17 protein-coding genes are annotated in these 16,747 nt (G+C 64.2%); 14 read left to right on the forward strand and 3 right to left on the reverse strand.

Annotated features, from left to right (window positions below):
* Positions 1–36: 36 nt before the first annotated feature.
* The gene (gene smpB / locus RAD15_RS14810) at positions 37–510 is read left to right on the forward strand and encodes an SsrA-binding protein SmpB (RefSeq protein WP_027530006.1); all 474 of its coding nucleotides are present in this window, start codon (positions 37–39) and stop codon (positions 508–510) included.
* Between the two features lie 4 nt (positions 511–514).
* Complete coding sequence (locus tag RAD15_RS14815) at positions 515–1,108, forward strand: peroxiredoxin (protein ID WP_458178608.1); 594 nt, start codon at positions 515–517, stop codon at positions 1,106–1,108.
* Here the strand turns inward: RAD15_RS14815 and RAD15_RS14820 are convergent.
* Both RAD15_RS14820 and RAD15_RS14825 read right to left on the reverse strand, forming a co-directional pair.
* A complete protein-coding gene (locus tag RAD15_RS14820; protein ID WP_458178610.1) occupies positions 1,105–1,779 on the reverse strand; it encodes a uracil-DNA glycosylase in 675 nt (224 codons plus the stop codon). The genes RAD15_RS14815 and RAD15_RS14820 overlap by 4 nt on opposite strands.
* Entirely contained in the window at positions 1,760–2,404 is a 645-nt protein-coding gene (locus tag RAD15_RS14825) for a LabA-like NYN domain-containing protein (protein WP_458178612.1), read from the reverse strand. Before RAD15_RS14825 ends, RAD15_RS14820 begins: the two co-directional genes overlap by 20 nt.
* A gap of 326 nt (positions 2,405–2,730) precedes the next feature.
* On the opposite strand from RAD15_RS14825, the gene rpoZ reads away from it, so the two are divergent.
* The 10 genes from rpoZ (at position 2,731) to RAD15_RS14875 (ending at position 11,258) form a co-directional block, all read left to right on the forward strand.
* The gene (gene rpoZ, locus RAD15_RS14830) at positions 2,731–3,123 is read left to right on the forward strand and encodes a DNA-directed RNA polymerase subunit omega (RefSeq protein WP_008133017.1); all 393 of its coding nucleotides are present in this window, start codon (positions 2,731–2,733) and stop codon (positions 3,121–3,123) included.
* Between the two features lie 207 nt (positions 3,124–3,330).
* Complete coding sequence (locus RAD15_RS14835) at positions 3,331–5,616, forward strand: RelA/SpoT family protein (protein WP_458178614.1); 2,286 nt, start codon at positions 3,331–3,333, stop codon at positions 5,614–5,616.
* 45 nt (positions 5,617–5,661) lie between these two features.
* Positions 5,662–6,414 carry a pyridoxine 5'-phosphate synthase gene (locus RAD15_RS14840; RefSeq protein ID WP_458178616.1) on the forward strand — a complete coding sequence of 251 codons (753 nt, stop codon included), beginning with the start codon at positions 5,662–5,664 and terminating at the stop codon, positions 6,412–6,414.
* Entirely contained in the window at positions 6,411–6,830 is a 420-nt protein-coding gene (gene acpS / locus RAD15_RS14845) for a holo-ACP synthase (protein ID WP_458178618.1), read from the forward strand. The genes RAD15_RS14840 and acpS overlap by 4 nt, the downstream gene beginning before the upstream one ends.
* Before the next feature lie 249 nt (positions 6,831–7,079).
* On the forward strand, positions 7,080–7,844 hold the full coding sequence (gene lepB / locus RAD15_RS14850) for a signal peptidase I (protein ID WP_211402244.1): 765 nt from the start codon (positions 7,080–7,082) through the stop codon (positions 7,842–7,844).
* The gene (gene rnc / locus RAD15_RS14855; protein WP_458178620.1) at positions 7,841–8,662 is read left to right on the forward strand and encodes a ribonuclease III; all 822 of its coding nucleotides are present in this window, start codon (positions 7,841–7,843) and stop codon (positions 8,660–8,662) included. The genes lepB and rnc overlap by 4 nt, the downstream gene beginning before the upstream one ends.
* Positions 8,652–9,578 carry a GTPase Era gene (gene era, locus RAD15_RS14860; protein ID WP_458178622.1) on the forward strand — a complete coding sequence of 309 codons (927 nt, stop codon included), beginning with the start codon at positions 8,652–8,654 and terminating at the stop codon, positions 9,576–9,578. The genes rnc and era overlap by 11 nt, the downstream gene beginning before the upstream one ends.
* Positions 9,579–9,599: 21 nt before the next feature.
* Complete coding sequence (locus RAD15_RS14865) at positions 9,600–9,980, forward strand: hypothetical protein (protein ID WP_458178624.1); 381 nt, start codon at positions 9,600–9,602, stop codon at positions 9,978–9,980.
* Positions 9,981–10,126: 146 nt separating this feature from the next.
* Positions 10,127–10,879 (forward strand): DNA repair protein RecO, encoded by a 753-nt coding sequence (recO, locus tag RAD15_RS14870; RefSeq protein ID WP_458178626.1) that lies wholly within the window; start codon positions 10,127–10,129, stop codon positions 10,877–10,879.
* 103 nt (positions 10,880–10,982) lie between these two features.
* Complete coding sequence (locus RAD15_RS14875; RefSeq protein ID WP_458178628.1) at positions 10,983–11,258, forward strand: hypothetical protein; 276 nt, start codon at positions 10,983–10,985, stop codon at positions 11,256–11,258.
* Positions 11,259–11,393: 135 nt separating this feature from the next.
* On the opposite strand, the gene RAD15_RS14880 is transcribed toward RAD15_RS14875, so the two are convergent.
* Entirely contained in the window at positions 11,394–12,380 is a 987-nt protein-coding gene (locus tag RAD15_RS14880) for a helix-turn-helix domain-containing protein (RefSeq protein WP_458178630.1), read from the reverse strand.
* A 508-nt stretch (positions 12,381–12,888) separates the two neighbouring features.
* Between RAD15_RS14880 and RAD15_RS14885 the strand changes: the two genes are divergently transcribed.
* Positions 12,889–13,911, forward strand: a complete 1,023-nt coding sequence (locus tag RAD15_RS14885; protein ID WP_458178632.1) for a formylglycine-generating enzyme family protein — start codon at positions 12,889–12,891, stop codon at positions 13,909–13,911.
* Between the two features lie 224 nt (positions 13,912–14,135).
* Positions 14,136–16,394 (forward strand): DNA topoisomerase IV subunit A, encoded by a 2,259-nt coding sequence (gene parC / locus RAD15_RS14890; RefSeq protein WP_458178634.1) that lies wholly within the window; start codon positions 14,136–14,138, stop codon positions 16,392–16,394.
* The last annotated feature ends 353 nt before the right edge of the window (positions 16,395–16,747 follow it).

Here is a 16,747-nt window from a genome sequence, read left to right on the forward strand (position 1 = left end):
TAGCATCGCTGCGCATCTCGATCAGGTTTGTCGACCATGGCCGATAAGAACGAACGTCCTATCAAGGTCATGGCGGAAAATCGCAAGGCCCGCTTCAACTATGCGATCGAGGATACGATCGAGGCCGGCATTGCGCTGACCGGAACCGAGGTCAAGTCGATCCGCAACGGCAAGAGCACGATCGCGGAATCCTATGCCGATTCCAAGGACGGCGAGATCTGGCTGATCAACGCCACCATTCCCGAATATCTCCAGGGCAACCGCTTCAATCACGAGCCCAAGCGGCCGCGAAAGCTGCTGCTCCATCGCCGGCAGATCAACAAGCTGATGGGCGCAGTGGACCGCGAAGGTATGACGCTGATCCCACTCAAGCTCTACTTCAACGAGCGCGGTCGTGCCAAACTGCAGCTCGCGGTTGCAAAGGGCAAGAAGCTGCACGACAAGCGCGAGACCGAGAAGAAGCGCGACTGGAGCCGGGAGAAGGGTCGCCTGATGCGGGCGAGGGGATAGCGACATGAACCAGCGGAACCTGCTCGAGGTCGATTGGAGCCAGATTCCCGCACCTGAGGACGATGGCGGCACTGCGCATCTGATCGGGTTGACGTTACCTCCGATCGGCCTGCTCGCGACCGACGATACGTCAGTGACGCTGTCGGCGCTGCGTGGCCGGACCGTGGTGTTCGCGTATCCGCGCACCGGCGAGCCCGGCAAGATTGCGCTGGTCGATGATTGGGACATGATTCCGGGCGCACGGGGGTGCACGCCGCAGACTTGCGCGTTTCGCGATCTGTTTGCCGAGCTGAAGGCCGCAGGTGCCGCCCACGTGTTCGGCCTCTCGACCCAGAGCAACGCGTATCAGACCGAGATGGCCTCGCGCCTGCATCTGCCGTTCCCCGTGCTGTCGGACGAGAAGCTGGCGTTCGTGCGCGCCCTGAACTTGCCGACCATGGAGGTCGCGGGCTTGACGCTGATCAAGCGCCTCGCGCTGATCATCGACGATGCCAGGATCACACATGTGTTCTATCCGGTGTTTCCGCCCGACCGGAACGCCGGCGACGTCCTGGACTGGCTGAAGGCCAATCCGGTCAAGAGCCACTCAAAGCCCTAGTCGAGATCCGCCTTTACCTTCGCGAACACGTTCCGGAACATGTCCGCCGTCAGCACGCGGGTGTTCGTGTTGTAGCGGGAGCAGTGATAGCTGTCGTAGAGCTTGAACGCGCCGGCCTCATGCACGGCGCCGTGGCCGAACGGGGCTTGCGAGGCCTTCAGATTCAGCGGCTTGAGCACGCTGTCGTGCGCAATGCGCCCGAGCGCGATGATCGCGCGCAGGTTCGGCATGGTCGCGAGATTCGCGACGAGAAACTGGCGGCAGGTATTGATCTCGACCGGCAGCGGCTTGTTCTGCGGTGGAACGCAATGCACGGCATTGGCGATCCGGCAGTCGACCAGCTTCAGGCCGTCGTCGGGACGCGCCTGGTAGGAGCCCCTGGCAAACCCGTATTCAAGCAGCGTGGCGTAGAGCAGGTCGCCGGCATAGTCGCCGGTGAAGGGGCGGCCGGTGCGGTTGGCCCCCTGCATGCCCGGCGCGAGGCCGACGATCAACAGGCGCGCCTTGATGTCGCCGAAGGGCGCAACCGGCGCGTTATGCCACAACGGCTCGCGCGCGCGGTTCGCCTCGCGAAAGGCGACCAGGCGCGGACAGAGCGGACAATTGCGGTCGGGGACGAGGGTGGGAGGCTGGCGGCTTGACCGGGCCGCCTCACTCCTCGAAGTCGTCATCGCCCCTCGGCGCCGTCGTGGTCGCGCGCTGGAGGAATTGCGGGGCGTGGTGGCGTGCCTCGCGTTCGCCGCGGTCACGCGGGGCGGGGCGTTCGGACGGGTCGCGGCCGAGCTTGGATTGCAGCTCGACGAGGTCGGTGAAGACGTCGGCCTGGCGGCGCAGCTCGTCGGCGATCATCGGCGGCTGGCTGGCGATGGTGGAGATCACGGTGACCCGCACGCCGCGGCGCTGGACCGCCTCGACCAGGGAACGGAAATCACCGTCACCCGAGAACAGCACCATCTGGTCGATGTGTTCGGCGAGCTCCATGGCGTCCACGGCGAGCTCGATATCCATGTTGCCCTTGACCTTGCGGCGGCCGGAGGCGTCGATGAACTCCTTGGTCGCCTTGGTGACGACGGTGTAGCCGTTGTAATCCAGCCAGTCGATCAAGGGGCGGATCGAGGAGTATTCCTGATCCTCGATGATGGCGGTGTAATAGAACGCCCGAAGCAGCGTCCCGCGGCTCTGAAACTCCTTCAGCAGGCGCTTGTAATCGATGTCGAAGCCCAGAGTTTTTGCCGTCGCGTACAGATTGGCTCCATCGATGAAGAGCGCGATCTTGTCGGTAGAGGAAGGTGACATTCAGTTTGCTCGCGTAGTGTTCGTGATTGATCGTTTATTGTTGGCGCGGCAGCAAGCCGCGCAGTTCTAGAGTGCCGCCGAAACCCGTCGAAACCGCAAATCCGGAGAAGTCGGGGCAAACAAGGTATAGTTATGGCGGACTTTCATACACCCGCCGCTGCCCTCGATGGCAGCCCGGAAAACCACCCGTCCCAGCCCCAATGTGGGGGTAGCAGAGCCGTTTGGCGAGGCCAAATCACAAATTGGCCTTGCGAAATCGCCCCAGCCCCTATAACTAGCCCCAATCATCCACATATTTCGTCCCACCTGCAACGGAGCGACAGTCCATGGCTCGCGTCACCGTAGAAGATTGTATCGACAAGGTCGACAACCGGTTTGACCTGGTCCTGCTGGCCGCCCACCGTGCCCGCATGATTTCGTCCGGTTCACAACTAACGGTTGACCGCGATAACGACAAGAACCCTGTTGTGTCCCTGCGTGAAATTGCCGACACGACCATTTCGCCGGAGGACCTCCGCGAGGAGCTGGTCCACTCGCTCCAGAAGTTCGTCGAGGTCGACGAGCCCGAGCCAGACACGGTGCCGCTGATCGGTTCCGCGGGTGCGAGCGTCGATGCGGATGATACCGAAGTTGCCGTTGAGCGCATGACCGAAGAGGAGCTCCTGAAGGGTCTCGAAGGCCTCGCGCCGCCCGAGGAGCAGCCCGAGGAGGACGAGTAATCGTCCCGTCGCAGTCATCGACTTCTTGTGATCTTATCAAAGGCCCGAACCGTTGTTCGGGCCTTTGCTTTTGTTGGCGTTTTCGTGGTTACCATAGTGTTGTCGGTTCGCGCCGCGGCCTGTCACTGAATTGATCGGACACGCGCACGATCGGAGCTAAGATGTATACAACGGGCTGTCTCGAGGCCCGTTTGAAGGCAGGACGGGATGGTATATCGGCGCCGCAGATCCACGCAGATGCAGGCCGCAACCGAATCGGTTGCCGTGGCCCCGACTGCACAGGTCGCGCGTCCGGCCAGGCCGCGTGCGCGCATGATGCGTCAATATGACCTCGTCGAGCGCGTCAGGTCCTACAATCCCAACACCAACGAAGACCTGCTGAACCGCGCCTATGTCTACGCCATGAAGGCGCACGGCTCGCAGACGCGCGCCTCGGGCGATCCGTATTTCTCGCACCCGCTCGAAGTGGCGGCGATTCTCACCGACCTGAAGCTCGACGACGCGACCATCGTGGCGGCGCTGCTGCACGACACGATCGAGGACACCGAAGCGACGCGGGCCGAGATCGACCAGATCTTCGGGCCCGAGATCGGCGCGCTGGTCGAGGGCCTGACCAAGCTGAAGCGGCTGGAACTGGTGTCGCGGGAAGCCAAGCAGGCCGAGAACCTGCGCAAATTGTTGCTGGCCATTGCCGACGATGTCCGTGTTCTCCTGGTCAAGCTCGCCGACCGCCTGCACAACATGCGCACGCTGGACTTCGTGCCGACGGAATCGCGACGACGCATTGCCGAGGAGACGCTCGACATCTATGCGCCGCTGGCGGGGCGCATGGGCATGCAGGAAATGCGCGAGGAGCTGGAGGATCTGTCCTTCCGCACGCTCGATCCCGAAGCCTATTCGGTGGTGATGCAGCGGCTCGACGCGCTCGCCGAGCGCAACCGCAATCTGATCGGCGAGATCGAGGACCAGCTCTCCAACAATCTGCGCCACCGGGGTCTGGGCGCACGGGTCTATGGCCGCCGCAAGAAGCCATTCTCGATCTGGACCAAGATGGAGCGCAAGTCCGTCGGCTTCGAGCAATTGTCCGACATCTTCGGCTTTCGCCTCGTCGTCAACGACATCGAGGCCTGCTATCGCGCGCTCGGCATCGTCCACACCACCTGGCCGGTCGTGCCCGGACGCTTCAAAGATTACATCTCGACGCCGAAGCAGAACGACTACCGCTCGATCCACACCACGGTGATCGGTCCGGGTAACCAGCGCGTCGAGCTCCAGATCCGCACCGAGGCGATGGACCAGATCGCCGAGCGGGGCATCGCCGCGCACGTCTTCTACAAGGAAGACGTGGGCTCGCCGACCGAGTTCCTCAAGCGCGAGTCCAACGCGTTCGCCTGGCTGCGTCACACCATCGGCATCCTCTCGGAGAGCGCCAACCCCGAGGAGTTCCTCGAGCACACCAAGCTCGAGCTGTTCCACGACCAGGTGTTCTGCTTCACCCCGAAGGGCAAGCTGATCGCGCTGCCGCGCCATGCCAATGTGATCGATTTCGCCTACGCCGTGCATACCGACGTCGGCAATAGCGCGGTGGGCTGCAAGATCAACGGTCAGTTCGCGCCGCTGTCCTCGGAACTCCAGAACGGCGACGAGGTCGAGGTGCTGACCTCGGAAGCGCAATCGGCGCCGCCCTCGGCCTGGGAGACGTTGGCGGTCACCGGCAAGGCGCGGGCCGCAATCCGCCGCGCCACCCGGACTGCGGTGCGCGATCAATATGCCGGTCTCGGCCGGCGCATCGTCGAGCGCCTGTTCGAGCGCGCCAAGATCGAATACGCCGACGACAAGCTCAAGGGCGCGCTGCCGCGGCTTGCGCGGACCTCGATCGAGGACGTCATGGCGGCGGTGGGGCGCGGCGAGATCAAGGCCTCCCACGTCGCGCGCGCGATGTATCCCGATTATAAGGAGGAGCGCATCGCGCGCTACGGCGTCAAGAAAGGGCTTGCCGCCAAGCTCAAGGAGAAGTCGTCGGAGCCGCCGCGCAGCCCGGTCGCGATCCCGATCCGCGGCATCAATTCCGACCTGCCGGTGAAGTTCGCGCCGAACGGCGGCGCGGTGCCCGGAGACCGCATCGTCGGCATCGTCACGCCGGGCGAGGGCATCACGATCTATCCGATCCAGGCACCGGCCCTGAAGGATTTCGAGGAGGAGCCGGAGCGCTGGCTCGACGTGCGCTGGGACATCGAGGACTCCGCGCCGCAGCGCTTCCCGGCCCGGATCAAGGTCGAGAACGTCAACGAGCCGGGCGCGCTCGCGCAGATCGCGACCGTGATCGCCGAGCACGACGGCAACATCGACAACATCAGCATGCAGCGCCGCTCACCTGATTTCACGGAGACGACGATCGATCTCGAAGTCTACGACCTGAAGCACCTGAGCGCGATCCTGGCCCAGTTGCGCGCGAAGGCGGTCGTCGCCCGCGTCGAACGTGTTAATGGATAGGCGCCTCTCGCACGTGTCTGTCCCTATGATTTCGTGAGTCCTGAAATGCCCGCAACTCCGCTCCGCCTCGGCGTCAATATCGACCACGTCGCAACCGTGCGTAACGCGCGCGGCGGCCGCCATCCCGATCCGGTGCGCGCCGCGCTGCTGGCGATCGAGGCCGGCGCCGACGGCATCACCGCGCATCTGCGCGAGGATCGCCGGCACATCCGCGACGAGGACATGGCGCGGCTGAAGGCAGAAATCTCCAAGCCGCTCAATTTCGAGATGGCGGCGACCGACGACATGATGCGCATCTCGCTCGCCACCAAGCCGCACGCGGTATGCCTCGTGCCGGAGCGCCGGCAGGAGGTGACGACCGAGGGCGGGCTCGACGTGGTCGGCCAGCACAATGCGCTGGCGCCATATATCGCGCGGCTGAACGATGCCGGCATCCGCGTCTCGCTGTTCATCGCCGCCGATCCCGCGCAGATCGAGATGGCGGCGCGGCTGCGCGCCCCCGTGATCGAGATCCACACCGGCGCCTGGTGCGATGCCGTCGTCGACGGCCACGCGGAGAAGGCCGCCGCCGAATGGCAGCGGATCGTGGCCGGGGCTAAGCTCGCGAAGGCCGCCGGGCTCGAGGTCCATGCCGGGCACGGGCTCGACTATGCGACGGCGGAGACGATCGCGGCGCTGCCGGAGATCATGGAGCTCAACATCGGCTACTACATGATCGGCGAAGCGCTGTTCGTCGGTCTCGCCGAGACGGTGCGCAGCATGCGCGCGGCGATGGACCGTGGCCGGAGCCGGACATGATCATCGGCATCGGCTCCGACCTGATCGACATCACCCGCGTCGCCAAGGTGATCGAGCGCCATGGCGAGCGTTTCCTCGATCGCATCTTCACGGCGGCCGAGCGCGCCAAGGCGGAGCGGCGGGCCAAGAACGAGAAGATGGTGGTGGCGACCTACGCCAAGCGCTTCGCTGCCAAGGAGGCCTGCTCCAAGGCGCTCGGCACCGGCATCAGGCGCGGCGTCTGGTGGCGCGACATGGGGGTGGTCAACCTGCCGGGTGGACGGCCGACCATGCAATTGACCGGCGGCGCCCTGGCCCGGCTCCATGCCCTGACGCCGGAGGGGTTCGAGGCCCGGATCGACCTGTCGATCACCGACGACTGGCCGCTCGCGCAGGCCTTCGTCATCATTTCCGCCGTCCCGCTGGCGAAACCCTGAAGGGATCCAGCCGATTTTATAATTCTTGTTAAAAATCAATATCTTGCACAGTTTTGATGCGATCCTTGATTGCGTGGCCTCCGACAACCGTCTAAAAGTCCGCGGACGCAAATCAGGCTGGGCGAATTCGGCTTTACGCCGGAATTGGCCCTCATTATCAGAATCAGGACAATCTCCTTGGGCCGCGAACCGATGGGCTGTTCGCGGGAGGAGGGCGCTCTGTGACCGCCGGCCGGAATTGAGAGAGCAATGAGCGTGACTTCGGGAACGAAAACTGAGAGCGGCGTCGGCGAAACGATCCGGGTCGTGATCCATGCTCTCCTGATCGCGCTCGTGATCCGCACGTTCCTGTTCCAGCCGTTCAACATCCCGTCCGGCTCGATGAAGGCCACGCTGCTGGTCGGCGACTATCTCTTCGTCTCGAAATATTCCTACGGCTATAGCCACTATTCGATCCCGTTCTCGCCGCCGCTGTTCTCCGGGCGGGTCTGGGGCTCGGACCCGAACCGCGGCGACATCGTCGTGTTCCGCCTGCCGAAGGACGATTCCACCGACTACATCAAGCGCGTGATCGGGCTTCCCGGCGACCGCGTCCAGATGCGCGACGGGCTGCTCTACATCAACGACACCCCGGTCGAACGACAGCGCATGAGCGAATATGTCGGCGAGGACCCCTGCGGCTCCGAAGGCGGCGGCATCTCCCGGGTGAAGCGCTGGAAGGAAACGCTGCCGAACGGCGTCTCCTACGAGACGCTGGACTGCGCGGACAACGGCTACATGGACAACACCAACGTCTACACCGTGCCGGCCGGCCACTTCTTCATGATGGGCGACAATCGCGACAACTCGACCGACAGCCGCTTCCTCGGCCAGGTCGGCTATGTGCCGCAGGAGAATTTGATCGGCCGCGCCCAGATGATCTTCTTCTCCATCGCCGAAGGCGAGCATGCCTGGATGTTCTGGCGCTGGCCGTGGGCGGTGCGCTGGAACCGCTTCTTCAAAATCGTCCGATGAAAGACGAAGCCAAGGACATCGCGACCCAACCGACCGAGGCGCAAGCGGGCCCCGACAGCGAGGCTGTGAGCAAGGCACCCCCGAAGAAGAAGCGGACGCGGAGCAGCAAGGCCAAGGACACGGATGCGAACGCGGCCCTTGAGGCACGAATCGGCCACAGCTTTGCCGACCCGAACCTCCTGATGCAGGGCATCACGCATGTCTCGGCGCTGAAGTCCGGGCGCAAGCGCGGCGACAGCTATCAGCGGCTGGAATTCCTCGGCGACCACGTGCTCGGGCTCGTCGTCTCCGACATGCTCTATCACGCCTTCCCGAACGCGGATGAGGGCGAGCTGTCCAAGCGTCTTGCCGAGCTCGTGCGCAAGGAAAGTTGCGCCGACGTCGCCAAGTCGCTCGGTCTGCTCGACGACATCAAGCTCGGCTCGGTCGGTCCCAGCGCCGACGCGCGCCTGCGCAAGAGCGTGCTCGGCGACATCTGCGAGGCCGTGATCGGCGCCATCTTCCTCGACGGCGGCCACGCGGCGGCGGCCGAGTTCGTCAAGCGCAACTGGACCGAGCGCATGCACAAGCCGCGCCGTCCGTTGCGCGATCCCAAGACCGTGCTGCAGGAATGGGCGCAGGGCAAGGGGCTGCCGACGCCGGTTTACCGCGAGGTCGAGCGCACCGGCCCGCATCATGATCCGCAATTCCGCGTCGCGGTGGACCTGCCGGGGCTTGCGCCGGCCGAAGGCATCGGCGGCAGCAAGCGCGCAGCAGAGAAGGTGGCAGCTTCAGTGATGATCGAACGTGAAGGCGTTGGCGGCGGCAATGACGGCTGAAACAAGCGGCGAGGCGCCCACTGCGACGCGCTGCGGCTTCGTCGCGCTGATCGGCGCGCCCAATGTCGGCAAGTCCACGCTGGTCAACGCGCTGGTCGGCGCCAAGGTCACGATCGTCTCGCGCAAAGTGCAGACCACGCGCGCGCTGATCCGCGGCATCGTGATCGAGAACAACGCGCAGATCATCCTGGTCGACACGCCCGGCATCTTCCTGCCCAAGCGCCGGCTCGACCGCGCCATGGTCTCGACCGCGTGGAGCGGAGCGCATGACGCCGACCTCGTCTGCGTGCTGCTCGACGCCAAGGCGGGGATCGACGAGGAGGCCGAGGCGATCCTCACCAAGGTCGCCAGCGTGAAACACGAGAAGATCCTGGTGATCAACAAGGTCGATCTGGTCCAGCGCGAGAAGCTGCTGGCGCTGGCGCAGGCCGCCAACGAGCGCATGCCGTTCGCGAAGACCTTCATGATCGCGGCGATCTCGGGCGACGGCGTCGACGACCTCAGGCACACGCTGGCCGAGATCGTGCCGCCGGGGCCGTTCCTCTATCCCGAAGATCAGATGTCGGACGCGCCAATGCGGCAGCTTGCGGCCGAGATCACGCGCGAAAAGATCTATCGCAAGCTGCACCAGGAATTGCCCTACCAGTCCACGGTCGAGACCGACAAGTGGGAGGAGCGCAAGGATAAATCGGTGCGTATCGAGCAGACCATCTTCGTCGAGCGCGAGAGCCAGCGCAAGATCGTGCTCGGTGCGGGCGGCGCCACCATCAAGTCGATCGGGGCGGACTCGCGCAAGGAGCTCGCCGAGATCCTGGGCGTGCCGGTGCATCTGTTCCTGTTCGTCAAGGTGCGCGAGAACTGGGGCGACGATCCCGATCGCTATCGCGAGATGGGCCTGGAATTTCCCAAAGAATAAGCAAGAAAAGATCGGTCACCGATGAGCGTACCCAGCAATGTCCGGCGCTTCGAAGCGCTGCTCTATGCATCGTTGATGCTGGATGCCCTGTCGGTCGCGGTGCAGGACCGCACGCCCAATGCCGAGATGACCGAGCAGATGATCATGACGGCCACCTTGCTCGCCGGCGGCATGATCCTGCTCCTGGTCTATTTCGTCCGGCTGGCCGCGCATTGGCGCAAGAACTGGCCGCGCTGGGTGCTGGCGGCAGCACTCGTGCTGTCGGTGATCTCGCTCGGGCAGATCATCGGTGAGAAGGGCATGGAGCTCGACAGCGCTATCGAGATCGTCTCCTGCGTGCTGACGACGATGGGATTGTATTTCTCCTTCAGCGGCGACGCGCAGGGCTGGTTCAACGCGTGATGTCTTGCGCGGTGGGCGGGGCCGTAGGGTGGGCAAAGGCGCGCCCTTGCGCGCCGTGCCCACCATAACGCGGCGTGGATCAAATTGGTGGGCACGCATTGCTTTGCCCACCCTACGGCCTCTCGAATTGAGCTACACTTCAACCCATGGAATGGACCGACGAAGGCATCGTGCTGGGCGTGCGGCGGCATGGCGAGTCTAGCGCCATCGTCGAACTCTTGACGCGCGCGCACGGCCGCCATCTCGGCCTCGTGCGCGGTGGCGCCAGCTCACGGCTGCGGCCCTTGCTGCAGCCCGGCAACAGCGTCAGCGCGGTATGGCGGGCGCGGCTCGACGAGCATCTCGGCACCTATGCCATCGAGGGATTGAAGCTGCGCGCAGCGACGCTGCTGGGATCGTCTCATGGGGTCTATGGCGTCACTCATCTCGCGTCGATCGCGCGGCTGCTGCCGGAGCGCGATCCGCACGAGGAGATCTTTGCGCTGCTCGAACATTCGCTCGACGATTTCGACGACATCGGCAGCGCCGCCGTGCACCTGATCCATTTCGAGCTGGCGATGCTCGCCGAGCTCGGCTTCGGGCTCGCGCTGGAGAATTGCGCAGTGACCGGCGAGACCACGGACCTGATCTATGTCTCGCCGAAATCCGGCGGCGCGGTGTCCCGCGGCGCGGGCGAGCCCTGGCGCGACCGCCTGTTGCGCCTGCCGCCGTTCCTGCGTCATGGCGATGCCGCCAGCGAGCTCACCGACCAGGATCTCCAGGACGGCTTCCGGCTCACCGGCCTGTTCCTGCTGCGCCATGTGCTGGAGCCGCGCGGGCAGGGCCATTCCGACGCGCGGGCCGGCTTCATCAACGCCTTGATCCGGCAGCAGGCAAAGGCCGCGATCCCGGCGCCATGAGCTGGTTGCGTCTCTGCCTTGCCCCTGGACATGAAGTTCCCCCGGAACGAATTCGGACCTGTCGAGTTCGCTTCCTCAGGTTCCACAACGGGGGACAGCCGAAATGTTGATCAGGGGATTTGCGCTGTCGGCGGCGCTGCTTGCGCTTGCGCCGGACGCGATGGCCGGCGAGCCGCAACCGGGCGTGTTTCGGCGCGCCTCCTGCACAGTCGTCCGGTACTATGTGGCCAAATATTCGGCCGCAGCCGCAGAGACATGGGCACGGTCTCATGGCGCGACCGAGGCCGAGATCGAGACGGCCCGCCGCTGCCTGACCAACGCCCCGACGTCGGCACAGACAAAGACTGAGACCGTGACCGCCGGCTGGGCCGGGCAGTAGCCGGTACACACCAATCCAACCCTGTCGATCGCCGCCTTGGTTTGACCGGGCGGCACGGGGGACGTTTTTTCCGCGAGCGCCGCTCGTTGTTTCGTCTCTCGAGGAGAACGGAGCCGGGCGAAGCTAGACTTGGGCCTAGACTTGGGCGAGCCCGTCGTTTGAGACGGGGAATGATGTGATTCCCAACGTTTGCGAGGGACGCTCCCCAAACATCATGGAATAATACTGCGAGAAACGCCCGAGCTCGTAGAAGCCCTGCTGCATGGCGACCGCCGCCACGGTGGTCGAACCCGGCCTGCTCTCCCTCAAGATGGAATGGATGGCGCACAGGCGCTTATGGCGCAGGAAGGTGACCGGGCCGAGCCCGAACACCTCTTGAAAGGCGCGATGCAGGGTGCGTCGTGACACGTCGAATGCGGAGCATATTTCCGAAACATGCACCGGGCGCGTGCCGGCCCGGTCAAGATACTCCTCGACCCTGCGGATCAGTCGCCTTGCTGAAGGAAGCCTGCCGGAGTCATCGGGCGGCAGGGACGACATGACGTTGGCAGCCATGCATTCGACGATCGATCGTTTCCAGAAATCGGCTGTCGACGGCGTCAGGCCGTGCTCGTGGGTGCTCAGATGAGACATGATCCGGATGAGACGATGCGAGGCCATTGCGCCGGTCGCCAAATCTGCCCTGAAGTGACTGCGCCTGCGCCATGTCTCGGGATCGCTCAGACGCGCTTCGCCGCCGAACAGTGACGCCACCTGATCGAGATCGAAGCGCATGGCCGCGTAGGCCGATGCGCCGTGAAACACGCCGTCATGCTCGAGCCGCGGCGGAATCACGAGCACGTCGTTGAGCTGCATGTCGAACGACCAGTGGGCAACGCGCTGCTCGGCTGCCAGCAGCATCCCGATGATGAGCTTGTCGTCACTGGCAACGCGCTGTGTGCGCATGCCGACGTTAAAGGAGCCGATGCTGAGAGAGAAATCGCCGATGCCGACATGGGACAGCGTCCCGCGGAGCCGCCCGCGTCCAAGCTGCATGACGTCGACGTGAGAGCCGTGCACGGCCTGGTGAAGGCCCTCGAAACCATCGAGCTTCCGCGAATCAACCAGAAGGGATTGCTCCATGGCTGCACACTCGTCCCGAAGCACGACAATTGTGCGGCAGGCACCGACGGAATACCACTACAACGCGAAGTGGATTGGGTGAGAAGACTTCGCGTTTTGAGCTAAATGATCCTGAATCTGACACGAGAAATTGGCGACGAAGCTGCCAATCGAGAGGGATCGGGGACGCGGATCGTGAGGGCCAGCCGTCGCTGCGGCGTACTGGCACAAACCGCACATCACAGCCGTTCAATCCTTCGATATTTTTTGCAACCTAAGCGATATCGACGCGGAATCGCTCCGCGGATCGCAGCGAGCACGCGGCGGGGTGTTGCCGCGTGCTCGGAACGCGTGTGCGCAAAAGAGGGAGAGATGTTGACGCAACGCGCCATCTGCATTTCCTGCCCTCGGCGCCAGGAAGAGGGGGACTAGACAATGCGTCCAGTGCGCCGTGCAATTTGCCGTCATCGACGGCTGCTGAATTCCGCGCCGTAGCATCAGGTGGAATGCGCGTATCGGAGTTTCCACCATGCTGCGAGCGGACCTCGATCACTGCGAGTGGCTGCCGGATGACGCGAAGACCGGCGAGATGGTCTTCATTCCCGGCGGAACCTTCCGTATGGGATCTGATCACCACTATCCCGAGGAGGCACCGAGCCATCGGGTCTCCGTCGATGGCTTCTGGATCGACCGCACGCCGGTGACCAACCGGCAGTTCAAGCAATTCGTCGAGGCCACCGGCCATGTCACGGAGGCGCAGATCGTCCCCGGTCCCAACGATTATCCTGGTGCGCTGAAGGAGATGCTTTACGCCGGCTCGCTGGTGTTTTCGCCGCTGCCGCGCATTACCGATCTTATCGACGGAAGCCAGTGGTGGTCCTTCATGCGCGGCGCCAATTGGCGCCATCCTTATGGGCCGGGCAGCGACATTGAGGGGCTCGACGACCACCCGATCGTGCACGTCTCCTTCAGCGACGCGACGGCCTATGCGCGCTGGGCGGGAAAGGACCTGCCGACGGAAGCAGAGTGGGAGTTCGCCGCGCGCGGCGGCCTCGATGGTGAAGAGTTCGCCTGGGGCGACGCGCTGATGCCGGGCGGCAAGCACATGGCCAATCTCTGGCAGGGCAAGTTTCCTGTCCAGAATCTCGGCGAGGATGGGTTTGAGCGTACCTCGCCGGTCATGGCCTTCCCACCAAACGGTTATGGCCTCTACGACATGATCGGCAATGTCTGGGAGTGGACCTCTGACTGGTGGTCGGCTCGGCACGCGGCCGAGGCTGCCAAACCTTGCTGCATTCCCCAGAATCCCCGTGGTGGTCGGGAAGACGCAAGCTACGACCCGCGCCTGCCGAACACCGGGATTCCGCGAAAAGTGCTGAAAGGTGGCTCGCACCTCTGTGCGCCGAACCATTGCCGCCGTTACCGCCCGGCCGCGCGGCACGCCGAGCCGATCGATACCTCGACCAGCCATATCGGATTCAGGTGCGTGGCGCGGTCACCGCTTGGCGTTTATCGGCTGGAGGAAACAGCCCAACACAAGCGCATCAAATGAGGGCCGTGCGACGTGTCCGCGAGACCGGCGCCATATCCTGCCCGAACTTGCAATGAGCCTTGTGGATAACCCTCCCAGGCGGTCCTGCACGGGGCAGGGGGCGCATGTCGCTGCCCGGCCTGCTATATATCCGCCCGAATCGCGCCCCAGCGGGGGAGAATTGGTACGTTTGTGGCAAGCCGCCAGCGAAAACTGGCAGGAAACCTTTGAAAGTAAAGGCCTAAATGGGCAAACGAATAGTTCCACCGGAAGAGCCGGCCGAAATTCACGAGGTGCCGCTGCGTGAGGCGCTCGAAGAGCGCTATCTCGCCTATGCGCTCTCCACCATCACGGGCCGCGCGCTGCCGGATGCGCGCGACGGCCTGAAGCCGGTGCACCGGCGCATCCTCTACGGCATGCGCCTGCTCCGGCTCGATCCCGGCACGGCTTTCAAGAAATCCGCAAAGATCGTCGGCGACGTGATGGGCTCGTTCCATCCGCACGGCGACCAGGCGATCTACGACGCCATGGTCCGTCTCGCTCAGGATTTCTCCTCGCGCTATCCGCTGGTCGACGGCCAGGGCAATTTCGGCAATATCGACGGCGATAACCCGGCCGCCTATCGCTACACCGAAGCGCGCATGACCGATGTCGCGCGGCTTCTGCTCGAGGGCATCGACGAGGACGGCGTCGAGTTCCGTGCCAATTACGACGGCCAGTCGAAAGAGCCGGTCGTGCTGCCGGGCGGCTTCCCGAACCTTCTCGCCAACGGCGCGCAAGGCATCGCGGTCGGCATGGCGACCTCGATCCCGCCACACAACGCGGCCGAGCTTTGCGAGGCCGCGCTGCATCTGATCGAGAAGCCCGACGCCAAGTCCAAGGCGCTGATGAAATGGGTCAAGGGGCCCGACTTCCCGACGGGCGGCATTTGCGTCGATTCGAAGCAGGCCATTGCAGAGGCCTATACCACGGGCCGCGGCTCGTTCCGCGTTCGCGCGAGGTGGGAGCAGGAAGAGGGCGCGCGAGGCGCCTGGGTCGTCGTCGTCACCGAGATCCCCTTTCTGGTGCAGAAGTCGCGGCTGATCGAGAAGGTCGCCGAGCTGCTGGACCAGAAGAAGCTGCCGCTGGTCGGCGACATCAGGGACGAGTCGGCCGAAGACGTCCGCATCGTGATCGAGCCGAAATCGAAGAACGTCGATCCGGCGCTGATGATGGAATCGCTGTTCCGGCTCACCGAGCTCGAAAACAAGATTCCGCTGAATCTCAACGTTCTGATCAAGGGCCGCGTCCCCAAGGTGGTGGGGCTGGCGGAGTGCCTGCGCGAATGGCTCGACCATCTGCGCGACGTCCTGGTCCGCCGCAGCAACTACCGCAAGGCGCAGATCGAGCATCGGCTGGAAGTCCTCGGCGGCTTCCTGATCGCCTATCTGAACATCGACAAGGTCATCAAGATCATCCGCACCGAGGATGAGCCGAAGCCGGCCTTGATGAAGGAGTTCAAGCTCACCGAAGTGCAGGCCGAAGCCATCCTCAACATGCGCCTGCGTAGCTTGCGCAAGCTCGAGGAAATGGAGATCCGCACCGAGGACAAGAACCTCCGCGCCGAGCTCAAGGGCATCAACGCGGTGCTCGCCTCGGAAGCCGAGCAGTGGAAGAAGGTCGGCGAGCAGGTCGGCAAGGTCCGCGACATGTTCGGACCGAAGACGCCGCTCGGCAAGCGCCGCACCACCTTCGCCGACGCGCCCGAGCACGATCTCGCCGCGATCGAGGAAGCCTTCGTCGAGCGCGAGCCGGTGACGGTCGTCGTCTCCGACAAGGGCTGGATCCGCACCATGAAGGGCCATGTCGAGGATCTCTCGGGGCTCGCCTTCAAGCAGGACGACAAGCTCGGCTTTGCGTTCTTCGCGGAGACGACCTCGAAGCTGCTGCTGTTCGCCACCAACGGCAAGTTCTACTCGCTCGACGTCGCGAAACTTCCGGGCGGCCGCGGACACGGCGAGCCGATCCGCCTGTTCATCGACCTCGAGCAGGAGGCCGCGCCCGTCGCGCTGTTCGTCAACAAGGGCGGTCGCAAATTCCTGGTCGCGAGCCACGAGGGCCAGGGCTTCGTCGTCAACGAGGACGATTGCGTCGGCACCACCAAGAAGGGCAAGCAGGTCCTCAACGTCGACATGCCGAACGAGGCGCGCTCGGTCACCGAGGTGCTCGGCGACACCGTCGCGGTCATCGGCGAGAACCGCAAGATGCTGATCTTCCCGCTCGACCAGGTGCCCGAGATGGCGCGCGGCCGCGGCGTGCGCCTGCAGAAGTACAAGGACGGCGGCCTCTCGGACGTTGCCGTGTTCGAGGCCAAGGCCGGTCTGACCTGGAAGGACTCCGCCGGCCGCGAATTCTCGGCGACCATGAAGGAGCTCGCCGAGTGGCAAGGCACCCGCGCCGACGCGGGCCGCCTGCCGCCGAAGGGATTCCCGAAGTCGAACAAGTTCGGCAAGGTGATCGGGTAGGGCGGTCTCGTGTCCCGGACGCGCTGCAACGCTTTTGCGTTGCTGCGCAGAGCCGGGACCCATGCCACACGGGTACTCTCGGAAACATGGGCCCCGGCTCTGTAGCGCACCGCCAAGTGGCGCTGCGCTACGTCCGGGGCACGAGAGTGTGGCGCGCACCTGCCTCCCGATCGTCATTGCTTGCGAGCGCAGCGAAGCAATCCAGAATCCCACCGCTGAAAGACTCTGGATTGCTTCGCTGCGCTCGCAATGACGAGAGGTAGCAGCGTCGCTTCTCCAGTTTGCAGTAGCCCGCAAACGCTTGGCAGATACCCGCAAGCGCATAAGTGCTCCCGTCGATCGGGCACGAACAT

Source organism: Bradyrhizobium sp. 14AA (assembly GCF_054185205.1).